The organism is Acinetobacter vivianii, from assembly GCF_014635885.1.
Classification (GTDB): Bacteria; Pseudomonadota; Gammaproteobacteria; order Pseudomonadales; family Moraxellaceae; genus Acinetobacter; species Acinetobacter vivianii.
On record NZ_BMDR01000001.1, the window covers coordinates 742,494 to 764,492 of the forward strand.

General features: G+C 41.4%; 23 protein-coding genes and 1 tRNA gene. 17 read left to right on the forward strand and 7 right to left on the reverse strand.

Annotated elements, in window-relative coordinates:
- Positions 1 to 13: 13 nt before the first annotated feature.
- Complete coding sequence (locus IEV36_RS03540) at positions 14 to 646, forward strand: FMN-binding negative transcriptional regulator (RefSeq protein ID WP_005258035.1); 633 nt, start codon at positions 14 to 16, stop codon at positions 644 to 646.
- On the opposite strand, the gene prmC is transcribed toward IEV36_RS03540, so the two are convergent.
- Entirely contained in the window at positions 643 to 1,461 is an 819-nt protein-coding gene (gene prmC / locus IEV36_RS03545) for a peptide chain release factor N(5)-glutamine methyltransferase (protein WP_005258037.1), read from the reverse strand. The genes IEV36_RS03540 and prmC overlap by 4 nt on opposite strands.
- Positions 1,461 to 2,549, reverse strand: coding sequence for a peptide chain release factor 1 (gene prfA / locus IEV36_RS03550; RefSeq protein ID WP_004772635.1), 1,089 nt, complete (start codon positions 2,547 to 2,549; stop codon positions 1,461 to 1,463). Before prfA ends, prmC begins: the two co-directional genes overlap by 1 nt.
- 329 nt (positions 2,550 to 2,878) lie before the next feature.
- Between prfA and yiaA the strand changes: the two genes are divergently transcribed.
- The 4 genes from yiaA to IEV36_RS03570 all read left to right on the forward strand — a co-directional run bounded on the left by yiaA (position 2,879) and on the right by IEV36_RS03570 (position 5,781).
- A complete protein-coding gene (yiaA, locus tag IEV36_RS03555; RefSeq protein WP_005258039.1) occupies positions 2,879 to 3,346 on the forward strand; it encodes an inner membrane protein YiaA in 468 nt (155 codons plus the stop codon).
- A gap of 240 nt (positions 3,347 to 3,586) precedes the next feature.
- Positions 3,587 to 4,015, forward strand: a complete 429-nt coding sequence (locus tag IEV36_RS03560; RefSeq protein ID WP_004772639.1) for a hypothetical protein — start codon at positions 3,587 to 3,589, stop codon at positions 4,013 to 4,015.
- A 148-nt stretch (positions 4,016 to 4,163) separates the two neighbouring features.
- A complete protein-coding gene (trhP, locus tag IEV36_RS03565) occupies positions 4,164 to 5,531 on the forward strand; it encodes a prephenate-dependent tRNA uridine(34) hydroxylase TrhP (RefSeq protein ID WP_032864056.1) in 1,368 nt (455 codons plus the stop codon).
- A gap of 1 nt (position 5,532) precedes the next feature.
- A complete protein-coding gene (locus IEV36_RS03570; protein ID WP_005258042.1) occupies positions 5,533 to 5,781 on the forward strand; it encodes a YfhL family 4Fe-4S dicluster ferredoxin in 249 nt (82 codons plus the stop codon).
- 50 nt (positions 5,782 to 5,831) lie between these two features.
- Here IEV36_RS03570 and glyA read toward each other — a convergent pair whose 3' ends face one another.
- Together glyA and IEV36_RS03580 are read right to left on the reverse strand one after the other, a co-directional pair.
- A complete protein-coding gene (gene glyA / locus IEV36_RS03575) occupies positions 5,832 to 7,085 on the reverse strand; it encodes a serine hydroxymethyltransferase (RefSeq protein WP_004772645.1) in 1,254 nt (417 codons plus the stop codon).
- Between the two features lie 242 nt (positions 7,086 to 7,327).
- On the reverse strand, positions 7,328 to 8,563 hold the full coding sequence (locus IEV36_RS03580; RefSeq protein ID WP_005258043.1) for an alpha/beta hydrolase family protein: 1,236 nt from the start codon (positions 8,561 to 8,563) through the stop codon (positions 7,328 to 7,330).
- A 246-nt stretch (positions 8,564 to 8,809) separates the two neighbouring features.
- Here IEV36_RS03580 and IEV36_RS03585 point away from each other — a divergent pair, with 246 nt between their 5' ends.
- From IEV36_RS03585 to IEV36_RS03635, 11 genes are all read left to right on the forward strand, one after another.
- Positions 8,810 to 9,502 (forward strand): putative quorum-sensing-regulated virulence factor, encoded by a 693-nt coding sequence (locus tag IEV36_RS03585; RefSeq protein ID WP_005258045.1) that lies wholly within the window; start codon positions 8,810 to 8,812, stop codon positions 9,500 to 9,502.
- A gap of 137 nt (positions 9,503 to 9,639) precedes the next feature.
- Entirely contained in the window at positions 9,640 to 10,209 is a 570-nt protein-coding gene (locus tag IEV36_RS03590) for a hypothetical protein (protein WP_005258048.1), read from the forward strand.
- A 120-nt stretch (positions 10,210 to 10,329) separates the two neighbouring features.
- Positions 10,330 to 10,405 (forward strand) — tRNA-Arg (locus IEV36_RS03595).
- Between the two features lie 138 nt (positions 10,406 to 10,543).
- The gene (locus IEV36_RS03600; protein ID WP_004772655.1) at positions 10,544 to 11,479 is read left to right on the forward strand and encodes an ABC transporter ATP-binding protein; all 936 of its coding nucleotides are present in this window, start codon (positions 10,544 to 10,546) and stop codon (positions 11,477 to 11,479) included.
- Complete coding sequence (locus IEV36_RS03605; RefSeq protein WP_004772656.1) at positions 11,476 to 12,249, forward strand: ABC transporter permease; 774 nt, start codon at positions 11,476 to 11,478, stop codon at positions 12,247 to 12,249. Before IEV36_RS03600 ends, IEV36_RS03605 begins: the two co-directional genes overlap by 4 nt.
- A complete protein-coding gene (gene queF, locus IEV36_RS03610; RefSeq protein ID WP_005258049.1) occupies positions 12,246 to 13,061 on the forward strand; it encodes an NADPH-dependent 7-cyano-7-deazaguanine reductase QueF in 816 nt (271 codons plus the stop codon). Before IEV36_RS03605 ends, queF begins: the two co-directional genes overlap by 4 nt.
- Positions 13,062 to 13,096: 35 nt before the next feature.
- Positions 13,097 to 13,756, forward strand: coding sequence for a hypothetical protein (locus IEV36_RS03615; protein ID WP_004772661.1), 660 nt, complete (start codon positions 13,097 to 13,099; stop codon positions 13,754 to 13,756).
- Positions 13,757 to 13,921: 165 nt separating this feature from the next.
- A complete protein-coding gene (gene rodA / locus IEV36_RS03620; protein ID WP_004772663.1) occupies positions 13,922 to 15,064 on the forward strand; it encodes a rod shape-determining protein RodA in 1,143 nt (380 codons plus the stop codon).
- Positions 15,065 to 15,083: 19 nt separating this feature from the next.
- A complete protein-coding gene (gene mltB / locus IEV36_RS03625) occupies positions 15,084 to 16,085 on the forward strand; it encodes a lytic murein transglycosylase B (RefSeq protein ID WP_005258051.1) in 1,002 nt (333 codons plus the stop codon).
- A gap of 289 nt (positions 16,086 to 16,374) precedes the next feature.
- Entirely contained in the window at positions 16,375 to 16,986 is a 612-nt protein-coding gene (locus tag IEV36_RS03630; protein WP_004772666.1) for a septal ring lytic transglycosylase RlpA family protein, read from the forward strand.
- Positions 16,987 to 17,124: 138 nt separating this feature from the next.
- A complete protein-coding gene (locus tag IEV36_RS03635) occupies positions 17,125 to 17,577 on the forward strand; it encodes an Mpo1 family 2-hydroxy fatty acid dioxygenase (protein ID WP_004772668.1) in 453 nt (150 codons plus the stop codon).
- Positions 17,578 to 17,617: 40 nt separating this feature from the next.
- Here the strand turns inward: IEV36_RS03635 and IEV36_RS03640 are convergent, their stop codons facing one another.
- Both IEV36_RS03640 and sthA read right to left on the reverse strand, forming a co-directional pair.
- Positions 17,618 to 18,091: a DUF3465 domain-containing protein gene (locus IEV36_RS03640; RefSeq protein WP_005258053.1), complete on the reverse strand. Its 474-nt coding sequence runs from the start codon at positions 18,089 to 18,091 to the stop codon at positions 17,618 to 17,620.
- Positions 18,092 to 18,170: 79 nt separating this feature from the next.
- Positions 18,171 to 19,586, reverse strand: a complete 1,416-nt coding sequence (sthA, locus tag IEV36_RS03645) for a Si-specific NAD(P)(+) transhydrogenase (RefSeq protein ID WP_004772670.1) — start codon at positions 19,584 to 19,586, stop codon at positions 18,171 to 18,173.
- 190 nt (positions 19,587 to 19,776) lie between these two features.
- On the opposite strand from sthA, the gene lipA reads away from it, so the two are divergent.
- On the forward strand, positions 19,777 to 20,790 hold the full coding sequence (lipA, locus tag IEV36_RS03650; RefSeq protein WP_004772671.1) for a lipoyl synthase: 1,014 nt from the start codon (positions 19,777 to 19,779) through the stop codon (positions 20,788 to 20,790).
- 64 nt (positions 20,791 to 20,854) lie between these two features.
- On the opposite strand, the gene IEV36_RS03655 is transcribed toward lipA, so the two are convergent.
- Positions 20,855 to 21,961 (reverse strand): beta-ketoacyl-ACP synthase III, encoded by a 1,107-nt coding sequence (locus IEV36_RS03655; RefSeq protein ID WP_004772674.1) that lies wholly within the window; start codon positions 21,959 to 21,961, stop codon positions 20,855 to 20,857.
- Between the last annotated feature and the right edge of the window lie 38 nt (positions 21,962 to 21,999).

A 21,999-nucleotide genomic window follows, 5' to 3' on the forward strand; every position in this document is an offset into this window, starting at 1 on the left:
AAGGAATTAAGCCATGTACTTACCTGAAATTTTTGAAGAAAAAGACCCTCAAAAACTCTATCAACTGATTCAGGATTATCCTTTTGCTCCCCTTATCAGCCACAGTTCAGAAGGCTTGGATGCCCATCATCTGCCTTTCAAACTGATACTCGATGAAGAAAATCAAACGGCGACACTGATTGCACACATTGCCAAAAATAATGCATTGCATACGCAAATCCCAAATGGCACAGAAGTCCTGATTATCTTTCAAGGTGAGCAAGGTTATATTTCACCGAACTGGTATCCGAGCAAACAACATCATCATCAACATGTACCGACATGGAACTATCAGGTGGTGCATGTTAAAGGCAAAATTAATTTCTTATCTGATGAAAAATCATTGCGCGGCATTTTGGCAAAACTGACACGGACACATGAAGCGAAACAGCCTGTTCCATGGAAAATGTCAGATGCACCTGCCGAATACATTACTCAGCAATTGCAAGAAATTGTGGGCATTGAAATTCAGATCACCGAGATCACAGGCAAATTTAAATTGAGTCAAAATCGGGAAAAAGTAGATGCTTTAGGCGTGGTTGATGGGCTTGAAAAACACGGCAATCACAATTTAGCAAAAGCCGTACAGCAATATATTAAAGATTAAGCAGACTTTTGACCTAAACTGACCCGATCATTGCCGCCATAATCCTTAATTGTCTGGATTTGCTCAAAACCTTGCTGCTCGAAGACCTGGCGAACAGCTTCACCTTGGTCATAACCATGTTCCAGCACAATCCAGCCTTTTGGTTTGAGCCAGTTTTTACCTTGCTCGATAATGGTTTCGATATCCGCCATCCCCTGACGATCCGCAATCAAGGCACGCTCAGGTTCAGACTTGAGCTTCTGCATATGCACGTCTTCTGGATCAATATACGGTGGATTCGACACAATTAAATCAAACTGCTGCTCATCCAGTGCTTCAAACCATGCACCACAAGCAAATTTCACCTGCATCAGACCATGCCGAAGCGCATTTTCCTGAGCAACCGCTAAAGTTGGCTCATAAATATCAGTCGCCATGACTTGCCATTGCGGACGTTCACTCGCAAGTGCCAAAGCAATTGCACCCGTTCCCGTACCCAAATCAACAATCTTGGCTTGCTGATCCAGTGGCAGCTTCAACACTGTTTCCACAAGAATTTCAGTATCTGGACGTGGCACCAAAGTGTCATGGGTCACTTTCAGATCTAAGGTCCAAAATGGCTGTGAACCAGTGACATAGGCCAAGGGCTCACCCTGCTCAATACGAGCCAGACCATCCAGATAAGCCTGTTTCTGCATGTCTGTTAATTCTTGCTCAAGGCGTAGTTTGAGTTCCAGTGCATTAATACCAAGAAGATGCTCAAGTAGCCATGCCGCCTCCTGACGTTCATAGCTATCAATTTCACCTTTAATCTCTAACGCTTGAGCAATATTCATTAGCCGCCATTTTCCTGTGCAAGCATCGCCAGCTGATCAGCCTGATATTCACGATGCAAGCTGTCCAGTAATTCGGTTAAATCACCTTCCATAATTGCATCTAACTTATATAAAGTCAGGTTAATACGATGATCGGTCATACGACCTTGCGGGTAGTTATAGGTACGAATACGCTCTGAACGGTCACCTGAACCGACCAAATCACGACGCATTTCTGATGTTGCTGCATCTGCTGCTGCACGTTTGGCATTTTCCAGACGTGACACCAACAACGCCATCGCTTTGGCTTTGTTCTTATGCTGTGAACGTTCTTCCTGACATTCCACCACAACCCCAGACGGAATATGGGTAATACGCACCGCAGAATCAGTTTTGTTAATATGCTGACCACCCGCACCTGACGCACGATAAGTATCAATACGCAAATCAGCAGGATTGATTTCAACTGTGGTATCTACATCGACTTCTGGAAGAATAGCAACTGTACATGCCGAGGTATGAACACGTCCTTGCGATTCAGTTGCAGGGACACGTTGTACACGGTGCGCGCCACTTTCAAACTTCAAGCGACCATACACACCTTCACCATCGATACGGCAAATGATCTCTTTATAACCGCCATGCTCACCTTCATTTTCAGAAAGCACTTCAATACGCCAACCTTGGGTTTCAGCGTATTTACTGTACATACGGAATAAATCGCCCGAGAAGATCGCAGCCTCATCACCGCCCGTTCCTGCACGCACTTCAAGATAAGCTGCATTGGCATCGTTCGGATCTTTAGGAATCATCAACACATTAAGTTGATCTTCAAGCTCGACCAGAAGTGCTTTATTTTCTTTGATTTCTTCTTCAGCCATATCTTTGAAATCAGGATCTGATTTCATCATTTCGGCAGTTTCAATATCTTCTTCCGCTTGACGATACTTACTCCAAACTTCGGTGATTTCAGTTAAATCATTATGTTCACGGGACAATTTACGGAAACGTTTATTGTCCGAAATTACTTCTACATCAGCGAGTAATGCAGTCAGCTCTTCGTGACGATCACAAAGTTGATCGAGTCTTAAACGGAGTGATGCTTTCATGGGCGGAATATCTCAAAATCTAAAGACTCAGTGCGATCAAAATAGGGTTTGTTGGCCTTTCAGCCATGCATTGCGTTATCAGCTAAAACAACAGAAACAAGGCATGAAATACAGACAATAGAGACCCAAGAAGCACGAGCAAAATCAAAAAATTGCGCATAGTTTACAGACTCTGCCGCTTAAAAGACATAGTGAAACTGTGGAACTTACTATTCCCCCCTCATTTCATCACAAATTGTTCAGTTTTAGTTTTTACGACTTGTTCTCTGCCGAGTGCTTAGCTATAAATAATGGAGGATAAATAGAATGATAAAACAACAGGATAAACTATGAATAATTTTATTAATCGCCCCACCTCGGCCTTTATTGCAGCAAGTTGGGTTGCCTTAATTGCAGGTGCCGTTGGCTTTATGATTGGATTGTGGAATGCCAATATGCCACTCCATGAAAAAGGCTATTATCTTGTCATTTTACTCTATGGCCTTTTCTCGGCAGCATCCCTGCAAAAAACGGTACGAGATCAACTTGAAGAAATTCCTGTGACTGCCATTTACTACGGACTGTGCTGGGCCTCAATGGCTGTGTGTATCGTGCTTTTATTGGTTAGTTTATGGAACGCCGAACTGACAATGAGTGAGAAAGGCTTTTATATTATGTCCTTCTTATTAAGTTTATTTGGTGTCGTCGCCACACAAAAGAATATTCGTGATCTAAATTATTTACGTCTCCAAACAGAATTTAACCCGCGTCAACTCAAGTTAGAAGACAATTCTGTAAAAGATGAACAACAGGACTAAGTTTTATTTTGAAATAAAGGCTTAAAAATATTTAAGCCTTATCCTCAACAACAAAACCCTAACCATTTGTTTTTAAATCATTATATATTTTATAAAAACCTAATATAAAACAAAAGATTACAATCCAGACACCAAAGAGTAATAATTTAGGCCAGCTTCTCCACACTTTCATTCTCAAACTTTGTTACATTTGCTGCCATTAGAAAGACGTCCGATTTATTGCGGACACGGAGTCAAAAAATGAAATTAAACGCTTGGTTATGTGGTGCAATCTTTGCAACTTCATCACTTGTTACTGTCGCTCATGCTGATAACGCAACTCGTGTTGCAGCAACATCTGCACTCGGTAGTGTCGTTGGTACTGCACTTGGTAAAGAAATCGGTGGCAATAACGGCGCAATGATTGGCTCTGCACTCGGTGGCGCTGGTGGTGCAGCGGCTGCAAGTAGCAAACGTACACGTACTGAAGCTGCTATTGGCGGTGGTTTAGGTGGTGTGGGTGGTTATACTGTAGGTAAAAACCTCGGTGGTACAACAGGCGGTTATATCGGCGCTGCTGCGGGTGCCGCAGGTGGTTCTGCTTTAGGCCGTAAAGTCGGTCAAGACCGTTATTATGACAATCACCAGTCAAAAAAATACAAGAAAAAAAGAAAGCATCGTCATCACTAATTTCTTAGAAAAAGCACCTTCGGGTGCTTTTTTTATGCCCGCAATCTTTCCAGCCTATCGATAAAATCCTGAGCAAAATGCTAGGTTGAATCATTGTTTCGAACTTTCTAGAATAATCCCCTATTTTTTATATGCCTTTTACTGCATGATGAATACCGAATTACTCTCTCCTGCTGGTTCCCTTAAAAACATGCGCTATGCCTTTGCTTATGGCGCAGATGCGGTCTACGCAGGTCAACCTCGTTATAGCTTACGTGTGCGTAATAATGAGTTTGACCACGACAATTTAAAAATGGGTATTGATGAGGCGCATGCCTTAGGCAAAAAGTTTTATGTAGTGGTCAATATCCAGCCTCATAACAGCAAGCTTAAAAATTTTATCCGAGATATCGAACCGATTATTGCCATGCAACCAGATGCATTGATTATGTCTGATCCAGGCTTGATCATGATGGTACGTGAACATTTCCCTGAGATGCAGATTCATCTCTCAGTACAAGCCAATGCCATTAACTGGGCAACGGTTAAATTCTGGAAGGATTATGGTCTAAGCCGCATTATTCTGTCTCGTGAATTGTCGATCGAAGAAATCGAGGAAATTCAGACACAGGTCCCAGACATTGAGCTGGAAGTTTTTGTACATGGCGCACTGTGCATGGCCTATTCCGGACGTTGCCTATTGTCGGGCTATATGAATAAACGCGATGCCAATCAAGGGGCCTGTACCAATGCCTGCCGCTGGGATTATAAGATTCATGCCGCACAAGAAGATGCCAATGGTGATGTGATCCCTGTTCAACAGATCCATTCAGAAAAAACATGTTGTTCTCAAGCCTCAACATCTCATTCCTCAGCACACACTGTTTTAGTACAACGCAACGATGAAGATATGTTTGCGGCTGAAGAAGATGAACATGGTACTTATTTTATGAACTCAAAAGATTTACGTGCCGTGCAGCATGTTGATCGACTTACTAAAATTGGAGTGGCTTCACTGAAAATTGAAGGTCGCACTAAATCCTATTTTTATTGTGCACGCACAGCACAGATTTACCGTAAGGCCATAGATGACGCACTTGCTGGGAAAGCATTTGATACCAGCTTAATGACCCAACTGGAAGGTCTGGCCAATAGAGGCTATACCGAAGGCTTCTTACGCCGTCATGTGCATCGCGATTATCAGAATTATACGGATGGTTCATCTCACTTTGACTATCAACAGTTTTGTGGTGAAGTGATTGAGCGCAATGGCGACTATATTCGTATCGAAGTCAAAAATCGCTTTCTGGTTGGCGATTCACTGGAACTGATGACACCAAAAGGTAATATCAGCTTTATCTTGGAACAGATGCGAGACCTTAAAGGCAATCCGATTGAGAATGCCAAAGGCTCAGGCCACATTGTTGAAATTCCTCTCTCTCCAGAGATTGATATTGCTTATGCGCTGCTGATCCGTAATTTACCTGATGCTGCTGAGCAATTGCATTCAGCAGCTTTAGCCTATTCGGCAGATTAAAATGGCTTTGCTGATTACAGATGCATGTATCAATTGTGATATGTGTTTGCCTGAATGCCCCAATCAAGCGATCGATGAAGGTGCAAAAGTCTATGAAATCGCCCCACTCCGCTGTACCGAGTGTGTCGGTTTTTATGAAGTACCCACTTGTGTGGCGGTGTGTCCGATTGACTGTATCAAACCTGATCCGCAATACACTGAAACTCAAGCTGAACTTTTACAAAAGTTTAATCACCTACAAATTGTATAAAAGACAAAAATAAAAAAAGCGCCTGACGGCGCTTTTTTTAGATATACAAATTAGTTTGCATATACTGGGAATTTTGCACAAACTGCTTCAACTTTTGCTTTAACATCAGCGATCACTTTCTCATCACCTTTGCTATCGATCACGTCAGCGATCCAGCCAGCAAGTTCACGAACTTCCGCTTCACCAAAACCACGTGTGGTCACTGCTGGTGTACCAATACGGATACCAGAAGTCACAAACGGAGAACGTGGGTCATTTGGAACCGCGTTTTTATTTACAGTGATATGTGCAGCACCTAACCATGCATCAGCATCTTTACCTGTTACGTCTTGTTTAATTAAAGACAATAAGAATAAATGGTTTTCTGTACCACCAGACACAACATCATAACCACGTGCGATTAATACTTCAGCCATTGCTTGAGCATTCTTCACAACTTGTTGTTGGTAAGTTTTGAATTCATCAGACATTGCTTCTTTGAAGCAGATTGCTTTTGCAGCAATCGCATGCATCAACGGACCACCCTGGTTGCCAGGGAATACAGCTGATTGAAGTTTTTTCTCGATTTCTTCGTTTGCTTTAGCAAGAATCAAACCAGAACGTGGACCACGAAGTGTTTTATGCGTCGTTGTGGTTGTTACGTCTGCAATTTGTACTGGGTTTGGATATACGCCAGCAGCAACAAGACCTGCAACGTGAGCCATATCAACAAAAAGGTATGCACCTACTTTGTCTGCGATGTCACGGAAACGCTGCCAGTCAACAACTTGGCTATATGCAGAGAAACCAGCAACGATCATGCGTGGCTTATGCTCTAAAGCTAAACGTTCAACTTCTTCATAATCGATTTCACCCGTTTCTGGGTTCAAACCGTACTGGATCGCATTGTATGTTTTACCAGAGAAGCTTACTTTTGCACCGTGCGTCAAGTGACCACCGTGCGCCAAGCTCATACCCAATACAGTATCGCCTGGGTTAAGAAGCGCTAGGTAAACAGCTGAGTTCGCTTGAGAACCTGCGTGTGGTTGAACGTTTGCGTAATCAGCGCCGAATAATTCTTTTGCGCGATCAATTGCAAGTTGCTCGATCACGTCAACATATTCACAACCGCCGTAGTAGCGTTTGCCAGGATAGCCTTCTGCATATTTGTTAGTAAGTTTTGATCCCTGTGCTTCCATCACAGCTGGTGAACAATAGTTTTCAGATGCAATTAACTCAATATGTGCTTCTTGGCGTACGCCTTCAGAAGCAATCGCTTGAGCTAATTCTGGATCAAATTCAGCAATAGAAATATTGGCAAACATTAGCGGAGGGTCCTATAAATTAGGGCTTTTAAGCCGTGCTAAAGATTGGTGCGTATTGTAGCACGAAGTTTAGGGTTTCACAGATTGATATTTATTTAATTATTCGTAAATTTTATTGATTTATAGAGGTGATTGAATCAACCAAAAGCAATAAGTTATTTTTTATACATTTTTATGAGTCAATAGTGGAATCAAAAGCCCAATGGCCTAAATAGGTAAATTGGGCTTGTTTAGATTCGGACTTAATTATTCGCAGGCATCGCCGCTTTTACATCCCTGACAATATTGCTGATATTCAAGTCATAAGCTGTACCGTGATTCCACTGTGTATTCGTAATGTACTGGATGCTTGACCCTTTACTCTGAGCCAGCGCTACAAGTGCATCCGTTGCTGCTTTAGGAACGGTTGTGTCCTGTGCACCTTGATAAATCGTAACAGGCTGATTCAACTTCACTTGAGCGGGCTGTGAATCCTTTTCCAGGAATGTTTTCACCAATGGCACAGCCATAAAATTGGTTTGTGTGCGAGGATAATTGGTTAAATTACCATTGCTCAGTGCATATTTCTGCATGGCGTCTCCAAACTTTTTACCTAGCACATCAAAGCAATCAGTTTCTGCATTGTTAGCGATCCCATCCGTTGGCGACTGGAATACATTGGTATAGCTAAAGCTTGGTTCAAGGTTTCGTAGTCCGGCGGTAATTAAGGCCGTAAATGTATCCAGTTGCGCATACATTTCAATTTTTTGCGGCAAAGGTGCATTTTCAACAGATGCATTCCCATTGACCAAAATAGCCGCTAAATTAGACGCAGGAGCAACAGCAATTGTTCCTTTATAATCCAGCTTGGCACGACTTTGATATTGCGCTGCGCCCAATGCTGCTTGCCCACCTTGTGAATGCCCTACTGTCATCCATTGACGAGATACAACTTTACCTTGTCCAGCTAAATAATATCGTGCAGCAACTACAGCATCGGTAATAGAGAATGCCTCACTCTTAACATTCAAGAATGGATGTAATTCTCGACCACTCGGTTCTCCCAAGCCTTCGTAATCAGGCGCGACTACAACATAACCTGCTGCAAGTAACTGCGTAATCATATTTCCAACCTCAGGGCCAGTTGCATTACGACTCGGCGCACATTGATCTGCTACCCCTGTTGTACCATGCGCCCATGCAACAATTTTCCATCCCCCTTGAGGTGTTGGCCCGCCTGGTACAAACAACAGGCTGGTTGCCATCGTTTCCTTACCATTCTGTCCCAACATTTTATAGGTCAATACCGAGCTTTCCGTAGCCACCGCGCTAAAATCTGTTTTGGTATATGCTACTGGAATCCCCACAACTGGATTTTTAATATTATTTTCTGGAATGTCTGGCTTAGGTACAAACGAAATATCGTTATCATCGTCATTACACGCGCTAAGCAACACGCTTGAACTGATGAGCGCAACCGTTAACAATTTCATATTCATGTCATGTTTCCCTGTTTTTTATCTTTTTCATTTTAATCCCTAGCACACCTTTTACTAAGGCAATTACTTCCATAAGAATGCGCTTAATATCAAATTGTTCAAGTATTTTTTCAATTTTCGATGTTAATTTATCCAAACTCAATTTTATGTTTAAAAAAAATAAAGTGACCTTGACTGATTCAATCCTGTTTCAAATAAATTTCTTGTAAGATATTGGCATTCTCAACTCAGATCAGGTCGACTTTCATGCAAGCCATCATCCTAGATACAGAAACGCATACTTTGAATGGTTTGCCGATTGAAATCGCCTACGCTCCAATTAAAATCGAAAATGGAAAACTCAGTCTGGATAAAAAGCAGATCTTTGACCAACTTTATCAGGTTGGACAACCGATTTCTTATGCGGCCATGGCAGTACACCATATTTTAGAATCTGATCTGGTGGGACAACCTTTTTATAATGAGTTTCAGCTTCCTGCTCAAACCACCTATATTATTGGTCATAACGTTGACTATGATATTGCTGCTATTGCACGTTGTGGTGTCGATGTATCTCAATTAAAGCCCATTTGTACTTTGGCACTGGCACGACATGTTTGGGAAAATGCTGAAGCACATAATATCTCTGCCCTCATCTATCTCATTTCTAAAGGCAGTGATAAAGCACGCGAAATGCTTAAAGGTGCGCATCGTGCAGACGCTGACATTATCTTAACTGCCAATATCTTGATGCACATCATCCATCAACTCAACATTCAAGATATTGAACAACTCTATATTGCCTCAGAAGAAGCCCGTATTCCAAAAAGTATCACCTTTGGCAAACATAAAGGCACTGCCATTCAGGATCTTCCTGCTGACTATATTCAATGGCTAATGCGTCAGGATGATCTAGATCCTTATTTGCGCAAAGCTTTAGAAGCAAAATTAGTTAAATAAGCTTAAAGGGAAAGTCTTTTCGCAACTTCCCCTCTTTATCAAAAAAGGCAGTGATATTTAATAAATTGTTAATATTACTGTCATTTTTCAACTCTATCTTAATCCCCGTCTTATCTTGATTAGGGGGAAATTAAGAGATGTCACATTTTTTTAAAACTGAACTTGGGCAAAGTGCGTTACAGGAACGTCATATAGCTTTAACTGCCCGTCAACGTCGTTTGTTACTTTTAATTGATCACGAAGATTTTAAAGAACTAGATCAAGATTATAAGGATCGCATTGCACCCACTGAACTGGTGCAACAACTGATTGAGATGGGGCTATTGGCACAACACACATCCCCACCAATAAATAAAGAAGAAACAAAAACAGTTTTAACGACAGAAGTTCTTGAAGAAGCACTACCTATTCAATCACTCCCAGTTCAAGAACAAGACATAATTCAACCAACATTAAAAGTTGAAGAAACAGTTGAACTGGAAAAACTTCCTTTTGTTGAAATCCAGCAAGTTATGATTCAAACATTGACCAGCTATTGTGGTCTGATGGCTCGCCCGTTAGTCCAGAAAATTCAGTCGATTCATTCTTTACAGCAACTGAAAGCCTGCCAGATGCAATGGATTACGTCATTACAAGAATCGCGGATTCCACCAAGTCAGTTGAATCAAACGTTGAAATTAATCAATTATTCAGTACAGCATTTATAGTTTTATTCCAGAATTTGACTAAGTCGAGAATAAAATTGATGTTTTAATAAACAAGAAATCGCTTTATTCAAAGGTATATATTTACCTGCCTGTGTTTTTTGCCTATGATGTGGCACGCATGCGCTCATAGCTCAACTGGATAGAGTACAGGTCTCCGAAGCCTGTGGCGTGGGTTCGAGTCCCGCTGAGCGCACCATTGCTTCTTCTTTTTTACCCAAATTCTCATATTTCTATAATCGTTCTGTTTTTAACACGCCATAAACCTATTTTTCTACTTGGTTTATTTATTCATATCGCTCAAAATACCCGTTCTATTTAACAACGTGAGACGTTTATGACTGATGCTTTGGTGTTGAGCGATTTGTCCAAAACTTATCGTAATGGTTTTCAGGCGTTAAAAGGTATTAATTTAACCGTCCCTGAAGGTGAGTTTTATGCATTATTAGGTCCTAATGGTGCAGGAAAATCGACTACGATCAGTATCATTAGCTCTTTAGCCAAAAAAACATCTGGTTCAGTTGAGATTTTTGGACATAACTTAGATACCCATCCTTCTCAAGCAAAACAATGTCTTGGTGTTGTTCCTCAAGAATTTAATTTTGGTCAATTCGAAAAAACTTTCGATATTTTAGTGACCCAAGCTGGTTATTACGGCATTCCTAAAAAATTGGCAGAACAACGTGCCGAACATTATTTAGAAAAGCTTGGCCTATGGGAAAAACGTAATATTCAATCACGTATGCTTTCAGGCGGTATGAAACGCCGCTTGATGATTGCACGTGCCATGATGCATGAGCCAAAGCTACTGATTCTGGATGAGCCAACCGCTGGTGTTGATATTGAACTTCGTCGTTCGATGTGGGACTTTCTCACCGAAATGAATGAGAATGGTACGTCAATCATTCTGACCACACACTATTTAGAAGAAGCCGAAATGTTGTGTCGTCGCATTGCGATTATCGATCGTGGCGTGATTAAAGAAGACACCACCATGAAAGGCTTCCTCAACCAGCTGAATGAAGAATCATTCATTTGTGATTTGGCTGAACCGATTAGTGGTTTTGATCTCAATATCATTGGTTTCAAATTTAATCTGATTGATCCAGTGACGTTAGAAGTGACCATGGACAAAGCCCACAGTATGAATGACCTGTTCCTGATATTGCAGTCACAAAATATTCAAGTGAACAGTATGCGGAATAAATCGAATCGTCTGGAAGAGTTATTCGTGAAAATGGTCGAGAAGAATCTTGCAGGAGCGAATGAATGAACTTCAGTCAATTAAAAACTGCGCTTTGGACTTTAGTTGTTAAAGAAATTCGTCGCTTTATGCGAATCTGGCCACAAACCTTGCTTCCACCTGCGATCACTATGAGTTTGTACTTTGTGATCTTCGGGAATCTGGTCGGTTCACGTATTGGTGAAATGGGTGGCTTTAGCTATATGCAATTCATCGTGCCCGGTTTGATCATGATGGCTGTCATTACCAATAGTTATGCCAACGTTTCTTCGAGTTTCTTTAGTGCCAAATTCCAGAAAAGCATTGAAGAACTGATTATGAGTCCTGTGCCATTACATTTAATCCTGTGGGGTTATGTGATTGGTGGGGTCAGCCGTGGTGTTCTGGTTGGCTTGATTGTGACCATCATGAGCCTATTCTTTACTCATTTAGAAATTTATAATTTATTTGTGACAATATATACCGTCATTATTACGTCATTATTGTTTTCTCTGGGTGGCTTTATTAATGCCGTATATGCGAAGTCTTTCGATGATATTTCGATTATCCCGACTTTCGTATTGACCCCGCTCACCTATTTAGGTGGTGTATTCTATGCCATCAGTGCATTAAGCCCTTTTTGGCAAAACGTCTCTTTAGTTAATCCAATTGTATATATGGTCAATGCCTTCCGTTACGGCATTTTAGGTCACAGTGACGTTAATGTTGCCTTCTCTTTAGGTGTTGTGACACTGTGTTGTGTTGTCCTCTATGCAATTGCATATCATTTATTAGCTCGTGGTTCAGGAATGCGTGAATGAGTGTTGAACTTTCTTTATTGGGTAAAGACACCCAATACCCGACTCAATATCAGCCAGAAGTTTTATTTCCAATTGCTCGTGCTGAGTCTCGTCAACAATATGCGCATATTGAAGGCATTACTCAAGGCAAAGACTGGTGGCATGTTTTTGAAATTTCATGGCTGAATCAGCTGGGTTTACCTCAGGTGGCGATTGGTCGTTTAACGCTGCCAGCAAGCTCACCCAACTTAATTGAATCGAAGTCACTTAAGCTTTATTTCAACAGCATGAACTTCACTCAATTTGAGTCGAAAGAAGCCTTTATTGCAACAGTTGAACAGGATCTGTCAAAAGCAGCAGGTGCAAAAGTTGAACTGCACCTGTTTCAAGTCGATGATTTAGAAATTTCAAAACCTCAAGGCATTTGCATTGATGACTTGATTCCAGAACGTCTTTCCGAACATCCTGATTCGACGTTGTTGCAATTAGATGCGTCTGTTGAAGAAAACGTAGAAATTGAGCTTTACTCTCATCTTTTAAGAAGCAATTGTCCTGTCACAGGGCAACCAGACTGGGGTACGGTTTTTATTCGTTTGCAAGGTAAAAAGCCTTGTTATCGCAGCGTTTTAGCTTATATTATCTCGTACCGTCAGCATAATGGTTTCCATGAGCAATGTGTTGAGCAAATATTTGCCGACATTTGGCAACTTTTGAAGCCAGAAAAACTGATGGTCTATGCAACTTATACTCGCCGCGGGGGCTTGGATATTAACCCATGCCGAGTATCAGATTTGTCATGGATGCCCGAGCCAATTCGCTTGGCACGACAATAAAACGAATAAATTTGATATATAGAGGACGTTCTTCAATGACCAGTTATTTCGGTATTCTTCCGTCAGCAAGTTTGAGTCAGGATATTCAACTTGCACAAGCCAATCGTGACAGTAAAGAGCCTCAATACCCTTTACGTGACAAAATTTCTCTACAGCTTACTGATGAGTTAATTGACACCATGTTGGTTCACCTGGTTCAGCAGTTTCCACCAAGTGACAAGCGAGATACTACCGAAGGTCTAGCGATTAAAATTCGCGGCATTGTTGAAACCCTCATGAAACAGCTTCTAGGCAAAGCTTCAAATGAACAGGTGCTTGAATCTTTAGCCTTTATGGAAAAGAGCCTATTCATTGATAATGACGGTAAACAACGTATCGGTACAGCATTACCAGATAGCCTTGTTGCTGACATGAAAAAGAGCTTTGCTGAAGTAGCTGCTGGAAATGGCAAAGAGCAACGCGATGCTTTAACAAAACAGTTTAAAACATTTGCCGATGCGCTGATCCACCACTTTATGACTGAATATAACAAGACACTTGGTCTTGGTATGGTAAAACGTGGCGTTGCTAGCGTTGCAACAAGTGGTGTTGAAACCGCAGTTCATATCGTGATTAAGAAATTGATTCCTAGCTTAAGCCAAGTTGAACTCGAAGTGTTTACCAAGCATTTCGATCAGTTACTGGTTCAAAAATAAGCTGAAATTCAGCAGAAAGCGACGATTGTAAAATCGTCGCTTTTTTTATGCCGATTTTATGCAAAATTAACTGCTTATAAATGTCACAATTTCTAAAATTGCATTGTCTAAATCGGCGATTATGTTAGCATGCGCGAAGCGTTGATTTACTTGATTTAGAATCGCATGTCTCCAAGCTCACAATACAAATTTTTGCGTCAAGCACCACGTGATGGCTTGAGCACAGCCAATCAACTTTCTCGTTGGCAACAACTTCACCTAGATCCTTGGCTTTGCCTGTTTTTGATCCTGAATGCCATACTCGGCCTGACTGTTTTATATAGCGCATCTGCACAAGATGTAGGACTGGTTACCAAACAGGCGATGAGCTTCGGAATTGGCTTTGCGGTGATGTTTGGTTTGGCCCAGATTCCACCAAAAGTCTATCAGGCATTTTCACCTTACTTTTATGTGTTCGGTGTGTTGTGCCTGATTGCAGTGATGGTCTTTGGTGAAGTACGTATGGGGGCTCAACGCTGGATTGATATCCCGGGCTTCGGGAGTGTGCAGCCAAGTGAGTTTATGAAGATCGGCATGCCGATGATGGTTGCATGGTTCTTGTCTCGCAAAGCCCTCCCTCCTAGCTTCTCTCAGGTCATTCTGTCTTTAATGCTGATTGTGGTGCCTTTTCTCCTCATTGCAGAACAACCTGACCTAGGCACTTCCTTACTGGTACTCGCCAGCGGTATTTTTGTACTTTTCCTCAGCGGCTTATCGTGGAAGTTGATTGCGGCAGCAGCAGGTGCGGCTGGTATTATTATTCCGATCGCATGGGAATTTTTATTACATGACTATCAACGTCAACGGGTATTAACACTTTTTAATCCCGAAGCAGATGCCTTGGGTACAGGCTGGAACATTATCCAGTCCAAAACAGCGATTGGTTCAGGTGGCTTTTCCGGTAAAGGCTTTCTTGAAGGTACTCAGTCGCATTTACACTTTTTACCTGAAGGCCATACAGACTTTATTATTGCAGCGTATTCAGAAGAGTTTGGTCTGATCGGTGTTACCCTGCTGATTCTTCTTTATTGTGCAATTATTTTCAGGACTTTCCAGATTGGCCTGCAAAGCTTCCATAACTATGGTCGTTTAGTAGCTGGCGCCTTTGGTTTGTCATTTTTTGTTTATGTATTTGTAAACGCAGGCATGGTCAGTGGTATTTTACCTGTAGTAGGTGTGCCTTTGCCGTTCATGAGTTATGGCGGAACTGCAATTATTACCCTTATGTCAACTTTTGGACTGGTTATGTCTATTCATACACATCGATAATGAGGAATTTTATAAACTTATGTTTCTTCCTACTTTGAATAAAACTTTTAAATTTTTAACTTTAAGCGCTGGTTTATTCTTGAGCAGTAATTGGGCACAAGCAAATGAATTTTATAATCACCCGAATTACTTTGCTTTTAAACAAAAAGCAATGACAACTTACGGCTTAAGCAGCGAACAAATTGACGCTGCAATGAGCGGCGCACGTAATTTACCTAACATTTTAAATATCATGACACGCCCAGGTGAAAGTAAGCCTTGGTATCAGTATCGTTCTATGTTTCTGGTTGAAGGCACCATTCAACGTGGTGTTCGCTTTAAAAATGAGTATGAAGATGTCCTCAATCGCGCAGAACAGCAGTATGGCGTCCCTAAAGCAGTCATTTTAGGTATTCTGGGTGTAGAGACTGGCTACGGCGCAAATAAGGGCTCTTTCATCACACGTGATGCCCTAGCCACGCTCGCTTTCGGCTATCCACGTCGTGCAGACTATTTTAGTGATGAACTTGCTGCCCTGATTTCGTGGACCTATAAAGAAGGTTATCCAACCAACAGCATCGTTGGCTCTTATGCAGGTGCGATTGGTTATCCACAATTTATGCCAAGTAACATTCAGAAACTTGGTGTGGACTACGATGGTAACGGACATATTGATCTCAGAAATTCTGCTGCTGATGCGATTGGTTCAATTGCAAACTATTTAGCTCAGTATGGCTGGGAGCGTGATCGTCCAATTGGCTTCCCTGCACGTTACTCAGGCAACAATCCTGATAGCATTATTGCCAAGGATCTAACCCAGCCAACACCTTATGGCGAGTTGAAAAGACTAGGAATTACACCTGTTAACCCTTTGGTAAAAATTGATGATCTTGATCTAGTGAATGTCATTCAATTACAAGATCAATTTGGTCCGATCTACTATATTACCTATCCAAATTTTCAGGTGATTACCACCTACAATAAGAGCCGTATGTATGCGACAGCAGTATGGTTATTGGGTACAGAAGTGGCTAGCCGATAGGCTAGCTTTTTTACAAGATTATGAAAAGTCAATAATTTTTTAATAAAAAACGAACACAGAATCAGCAAAATTCATTTTTTGTTACAATATTGATTATTATTTAACCAGAAACTGTAAGTTTTTGCCCTTTTTGTAACTATTTATCGTTAAAGACTAGACACACTTCGTAAGCGATGAATATTATCGCCGCAAGTTAAAAGTAATTGCAAAAGTGAATAATTAGACATGTGCACTATATTTCAGGCAGTTTTACTGAAATAGAAAAGCATGTTCTCTAGGAGTTTATACAATGCAGTTTTCGCTAAAATATATTCTAGCGCTGACGGCAGGCTTAAGTTTAAGCCCGTTACATGCTGAAATGGTACAGTCTTCATCATTATCAAATGATGTGGATGGTTCTAATTTGGCTGCCCGCGTTCTAAGCAAAGATTCTCAAAATTTTAATTCTCGTTTCTCTAACGTTAATAGTCTTTCAATCACTGAGAGTTCAGGTGACAAAGTACGTCGCCAGACGATTGCTGCAAAGATCGATATCCCTGAAGAAGAGCCTTCAGTGATTGAAAAACTGAATACAGTTGCTTCGAACACCGTTCGTAAATTCAGCCAAAGTGGCGTTGCTTCATGGTACGGCCGTCAATTCCATGGTCGTAAAACGGCAAGTGGTGAAACATTCGATATGAATGCCATGACTGCTGCACACCGTAGCCTTCCTTTGAACTGTTACATCCGTGTAACAAACAAAGACAATGGTAAAAGTGTTGTTGTGAAAGTAAACGACCGTGGCCCATTCCATGGTAACCGTGTATTAGACTTATCTTACGGTGCTGCAAAGCAATTAGGTATGTCTAGCGCTGGTACTGGTAATGTAAGCATCGAACGTGTTGATGGTCCTAACTCTTAAGCGTTAACCACAGCATTCAAAAAAGCCGCCTCATGCGGCTTTTTTTATTTTTATCGATTCTCTTTTTTAGGACTTTACGCCCTCTTCGCTTGTTGGTTATATTGAAGCAATAAAAATGAATACAGCGAGGAACGCATTGTGAAATCGATAGACGAATGGTTTGATGAATATAGTGATAGCCACCAAAACCAGACCAACAAGAAAATTCACTGGGTCTGTGTACCTGCAATCTTATTTTCGATTATTGGTATCCTTGCGCACTTTAGCACCTTACTCACAGCTTTATTGCTGGTTTTAACTTTAGTTTTTTATGCGCGTCTGGATATTATGCTGGCGATTGCGATGGCAGCCTTACTGGCAGTGATGGCATGGCTGATTGTGATCTTGCCAGTCGGTGTAGGATTCTATATTGGGGTATTTGTGATCGCATGGATCGGTCAATTTTATGGCCATAAAGTTGAAGGTAAGAAGCCTTCTTTCTTTAAAGACTTACAATTCCTTCTGATTGGCCCTGTATGGTGCATGGACGCTTATTTAGCTAAAGTCCTACCTAAATGGAAAATTCGTCAAAAATTGGCGCTTACAAGCTAATTTAGCGCCTATCTTGCAAGTAACCGATCAAGGAAAAATGCTATTGATACATTTTTCCTTGATATTTTAGCCATCCATCAATGTGCTTTCCGCGTGGATCATGATGCGTCCAGTGAATGACACCACCTTTCTGGCTATATTCATATTCACCATAGAACTCAACGATATCACCCTTCTTCAGCCCCTCAATTCTTGGCGCCAAATCGATATTATGGGCAATGAGAACGGTTAAACCATTATCCAGTTTAAGAATCATTTTCTGGTGTCTTGAGCCTTCATTGTCATCAGGCAAAATGGCTTTCACCGTTCCTTGAGCCTGTACTTGAACATTACTGCGTTGCTGCTGATAAGCTTGCATGATCTTTTGCTGATCATCAACAGAAACCGTATTTCCTGTATTGGAGGTCTGAACGCCAGCACCAGTATTTTGTTTTTGTTTAAGATCCAGACCAAAATAAGCCGCGACCAATAAGACGATGGCAATAATGATCAGATTATTTCTTTGATTTTTCATATTTCCCTTTTATTCAACTCAAGATAGCAAAATGCCAATCAAGGTGATTGGCATTTGGATCATACAATGTCTGACTGGCTTAGAACAAACGATTCATACCATTCAACGCCGCAACACGATAGGCTTCAGCCATAGTTGGATAGTTGAATGTGGTCTCAACAAAGTACTTCAAAGTATTGTTTGGACTATGCATTACGACCTGTCCAATGTGGATAATCTCTGCGGCATTGTTACCAAAGCAGTGAATGCCCAATACTTCTAAAGTATCACGGTGGAATAGAATCTTTAATTCACCAACTGTATCGCCTGTAATCTGCGCACGTGCCAGATGACGGAAAGATGCTTGACCCACTTCGTATGGCACTTTCTCTTCGGTTAACTCTTGCTCAGTCTTACCGATTGATGAAATCTCTGGAATAGTATAAATACCCGTTGGAACGTCACGGATTGGCTTCACATTTTTCTCGCCTACCATGTTCGCACCTGCGCAACGACCTTGGTCATACGCCGCCGATGCCAATGACGGCCAGCCAATCACATCACCCGCCGCAAAAATATTTTCCGCTTCAGTCTGATATTGATCATTCACCATCAACTGACCACGGCCATTTGGCACTAAGCCCACATTTTCAAGACCTAAACCATCGGTATTGCCTGAACGGCCATTACACCACAAGATCGCATCTGCCTTGATCTTCTTACCACTGAGCAAATGTAAAACCACGTGATCATCAAAAGTCTCTAAGCGGTCAATCTGCTCATTGTGACGGATCAACACACCTTGTTCGCGCAAGTGGTATGACAATGCATCGGCAATTTCATCATCCAGATAGCTTAAAAGCTTTTGCTGCGTATTGATCAGATCAACCTTATGATCTAATCCAATGAAAATCGACGCATATTCACACCCGATCACGCCTGCACCATAAATGATGATTTTCTGAATGGCATAATCGAGATCAAGAATCTTGTCTGAATCAAATACACGCGGGTGATTGAAGTCCAAACCTTTTGGTTGATATGGACGGCTACCCGTTGCAATCACAATTTGCTTGCAAATAATGGTGTCTTTAATGCCATCCTGACCAAAAATCAGAACCGTATTCTTGTCTTGAATATAAGCACGTCCATGAAAGACTTCGATTTTATTGCGATCATAGAAACGTGTATGCGTGTCAACTTGCTGTTGAATCACTTTATGCGCATTACGTAATACCTGTTTCATGGTGAATTGTTTCCATTCACCGACTTTTTGAAACATTGGATCACGTTGATAACGAATGATACTTGAAACTGTTTGACGCAAAGCTTTACTTGGAATTGTTCCTACATGTGCGCAGTTACCGCCGAGTTGATCACGAACATCAACGATTGCAACTTTTTTACCTGCTTTTGCAAGCTTCATTGCCGCGCCTTCGCCAGCTGGGCCAGAACCGAGAATTACTGCATCATATTTAACAATATTCCCACCAACGACCTCTTTCTTACGTGGCATTCAAAGCTCCTTTGTCTCTTAACCGTTTTTGCTCTCTATATGATAACCAATATGCAGCGAGATGATGTATTTCACAACTATATATTTTTATATATTTACATTTTCAAAATGAATACCACTTTTCCTGCTTTAATGCAGTAAATTTGACTATAATATTCACATATCTCAAATCAAAGGCTGTAGGAAGTATATGTCTGAACACCGTAAACCTGAACAGGGTATAAAACTTCGTGGCGCGGAAAAAGTCGCAAGAATTCCTGTAAAAGTTATCCCTACGGTTGAAGTACCTCGCAAACCTGACTGGATTCGAGTCAAGATGACCGCTCCAGAAGAAGTTCAGCGTATCAAAACAACCTTGCGTTCACAAAAACTGCATACCGTATGTGAAGAAGCTGCTTGCCCTAACCTGCCTGAATGCTTCGGTGGTGGTACAGCAACCTTCATGATCATGGGCGATATCTGTACCCGTCGCTGTCCATTCTGTGATGTTGCACACGGTCGTCCAAATGCATTGGACCCTGATGAACCGCGTCACATGGCTGAAACCATTTCTAATCTAGGCTTAAAATATGCCGTGATTACCTCGGTTGACCGTGATGACCTTCTTGATGGTGGTGCTCAACATTTTGTGGACTGTATCAAAGAAGCGCGTGCATTAAGTCCAAAAACCTTATTGGAAATTCTGGTACCAGACTTCCGTGGTCGTATGGATATCGCCTTACGTATCATGACTGAATGTCCGCCAGATGTATTCAACCACAATATTGAAACTGTACCTCGTCTTTATAAAGCGATGCGCCCAGGTTCTGACTATCAGCACTCTTTAAACCTGTTAAAAATGTTTAAAGAATACTGCCCTGATGTGCCAACCAAATGTGGTTTGATGGTGGGTATCGGTGAAACTGAAGAAGAAGTAATTTCATTACTGGATGATCTTCGTGCACACGATGTGGATTACGTGACCATTGGTCAATATCTGCAACCGTCTAAGCAACATGCCCCAATTGACCGTTTTGTTACGCCAGAAGAATTCGAGCGTTATGCTGAACATGGCCGTAAGCTCGGTTTCAGAAATATCTGGTCTGCGCCAATGGTTCGTTCAAGCTACTTTGCTGATCGTCAATATCATGGTGAACCAGTACCTGCTGTACGTCGTAAAGCAGATCCTGCCAAGAAAATTGCAGTTCAAGCGATTGAAGCTTAAGGTTTCATAAGGCAATAAAAAAACACCACAATCGTGGTGTTTTTTTTATATTCTAGCCAAAGGCTTAAGCAATATGCTTTTGTACCACAATCGAGCCAACTGAATAGCCAGCACCGAAAGAAGAAATCACAGCGAATTCGCCATTATCTACCTGTTCACCAGTACGATGCATCGCAATAATAACACCCGCAGATGAAGTATTGGCAAACTCATCCAAGATGATCGGTGCACGCTCAAGATCAGCATCTTTACCAACAACCAATTTTAAAATCAGTTCATTCATGTTGGCATTGGCTTGATGCAACCAGAAACGCTTGATTTGCTCAGGCGTTAATTCAAGTTTCTCTAATTGTGCAGAAATGATTTTTGCAACAAGCGGACAAACTTCTTTAAATACTTTACGACCGTCTTGACGGAACAGTTTGTCATCTACAACCGCGTCTTCACTGCGATTTAAGAAACCAAAGTTATTACGGATATTATTTGAGAATTGAGTAAACAAATGAATATCTAAAATTTCAAAACCTGATTTTGTTTCAGTTTCTTCAATAATTGACGCTGTCGCAACATCACCAAAAATAAAGTGGGCATCACGGGTACGATAATCCAAATGACCAGACGTGATTTCAACATTGAGCAATAACACACGGCGAGCGCCACATTTCACTGCGTCATACGCTTGCTTCAAACCGAATGTTGCAGCAGAACATGCCACATTCATATCATAAGCATAACCCTGAATCCCAAGTGCAGACTGAATTTCAATCGCAACTGCAGGATAAGCACGTTGCATGTTTGAACATGCTAAAATCACCACATCGATGTCTTCAGCGGTTACGCCTGCATTTTCCATCGCCTGTTTTGCAGCAATCACGCCCCACTCTGCTTGAAGTGAAAGCTCATCATTGCTACGTTCCTGCAAACGCGGACGCAAGCGTGTTGGATCTAAAATACCTGATTTTTCGACTACATAGCGACGTTTAATCCCTGATGCTTTTTCAATAAATTCAGGGCTTGAACCACGTAAAGCCTCGATTTCGCCCGCTTCGATTTGAGCTGCGTTATCTTGGTTATATTGTTCTACATAAGCATTTAAACTTTCAACCAACTCTTCATTGGAAATAGATTCGGTTGGGTGAAATAACCCAGTACCTGTTATACGGATGCCCATGTAAAACTCCTGTAAAGAATGCTTCTAACTTTCATATT

Bases quoted from the DNA above. Each gene is read 5' to 3' on its own strand.
- IEV36_RS03540 (WP_005258035.1), top strand. From the start codon at position 14: ATGTACTTACCTGAAATTTTTGAAGAAAAAGACCCTCAAAAACTCTAT.
- prmC (WP_005258037.1), bottom strand. From the start codon at position 1,461: ATGAATATTGCTCAAGCGTTAGAGATTAAAGGTGAAATTGATAGCTAT.
- prfA (WP_004772635.1), bottom strand. From the start codon at position 2,549: ATGAAAGCATCACTCCGTTTAAGACTCGATCAACTTTGTGATCGTCAC.
- yiaA (WP_005258039.1), top strand. From the start codon at position 2,879: ATGAATAATTTTATTAATCGCCCCACCTCGGCCTTTATTGCAGCAAGT.
- IEV36_RS03560 (WP_004772639.1), top strand. From the start codon at position 3,587: ATGAAATTAAACGCTTGGTTATGTGGTGCAATCTTTGCAACTTCATCA.
- trhP (WP_032864056.1), top strand. From the start codon at position 4,164: ATGAATACCGAATTACTCTCTCCTGCTGGTTCCCTTAAAAACATGCGC.
- IEV36_RS03570 (WP_005258042.1), top strand. From the start codon at position 5,533: ATGGCTTTGCTGATTACAGATGCATGTATCAATTGTGATATGTGTTTG.
- glyA (WP_004772645.1), bottom strand. From the start codon at position 7,085: ATGTTTGCCAATATTTCTATTGCTGAATTTGATCCAGAATTAGCTCAA.
- IEV36_RS03580 (WP_005258043.1), bottom strand. From the start codon at position 8,563: ATGAATATGAAATTGTTAACGGTTGCGCTCATCAGTTCAAGCGTGTTG.
- IEV36_RS03585 (WP_005258045.1), top strand. From the start codon at position 8,810: ATGCAAGCCATCATCCTAGATACAGAAACGCATACTTTGAATGGTTTG.
- IEV36_RS03590 (WP_005258048.1), top strand. From the start codon at position 9,640: ATGTCACATTTTTTTAAAACTGAACTTGGGCAAAGTGCGTTACAGGAA.
- IEV36_RS03600 (WP_004772655.1), top strand. From the start codon at position 10,544: ATGACTGATGCTTTGGTGTTGAGCGATTTGTCCAAAACTTATCGTAAT.
- IEV36_RS03605 (WP_004772656.1), top strand. From the start codon at position 11,476: ATGAACTTCAGTCAATTAAAAACTGCGCTTTGGACTTTAGTTGTTAAA.
- queF (WP_005258049.1), top strand. From the start codon at position 12,246: ATGAGTGTTGAACTTTCTTTATTGGGTAAAGACACCCAATACCCGACT.
- IEV36_RS03615 (WP_004772661.1), top strand. From the start codon at position 13,097: ATGACCAGTTATTTCGGTATTCTTCCGTCAGCAAGTTTGAGTCAGGAT.
- rodA (WP_004772663.1), top strand. From the start codon at position 13,922: ATGTCTCCAAGCTCACAATACAAATTTTTGCGTCAAGCACCACGTGAT.
- mltB (WP_005258051.1), top strand. From the start codon at position 15,084: ATGTTTCTTCCTACTTTGAATAAAACTTTTAAATTTTTAACTTTAAGC.
- IEV36_RS03630 (WP_004772666.1), top strand. From the start codon at position 16,375: ATGCAGTTTTCGCTAAAATATATTCTAGCGCTGACGGCAGGCTTAAGT.
- IEV36_RS03640 (WP_005258053.1), bottom strand. From the start codon at position 18,091: ATGAAAAATCAAAGAAATAATCTGATCATTATTGCCATCGTCTTATTG.
- sthA (WP_004772670.1), bottom strand. From the start codon at position 19,586: ATGCCACGTAAGAAAGAGGTCGTTGGTGGGAATATTGTTAAATATGAT.
- lipA (WP_004772671.1), top strand. From the start codon at position 19,777: ATGTCTGAACACCGTAAACCTGAACAGGGTATAAAACTTCGTGGCGCG.
- IEV36_RS03655 (WP_004772674.1), bottom strand. From the start codon at position 21,961: ATGGGCATCCGTATAACAGGTACTGGGTTATTTCACCCAACCGAATCT.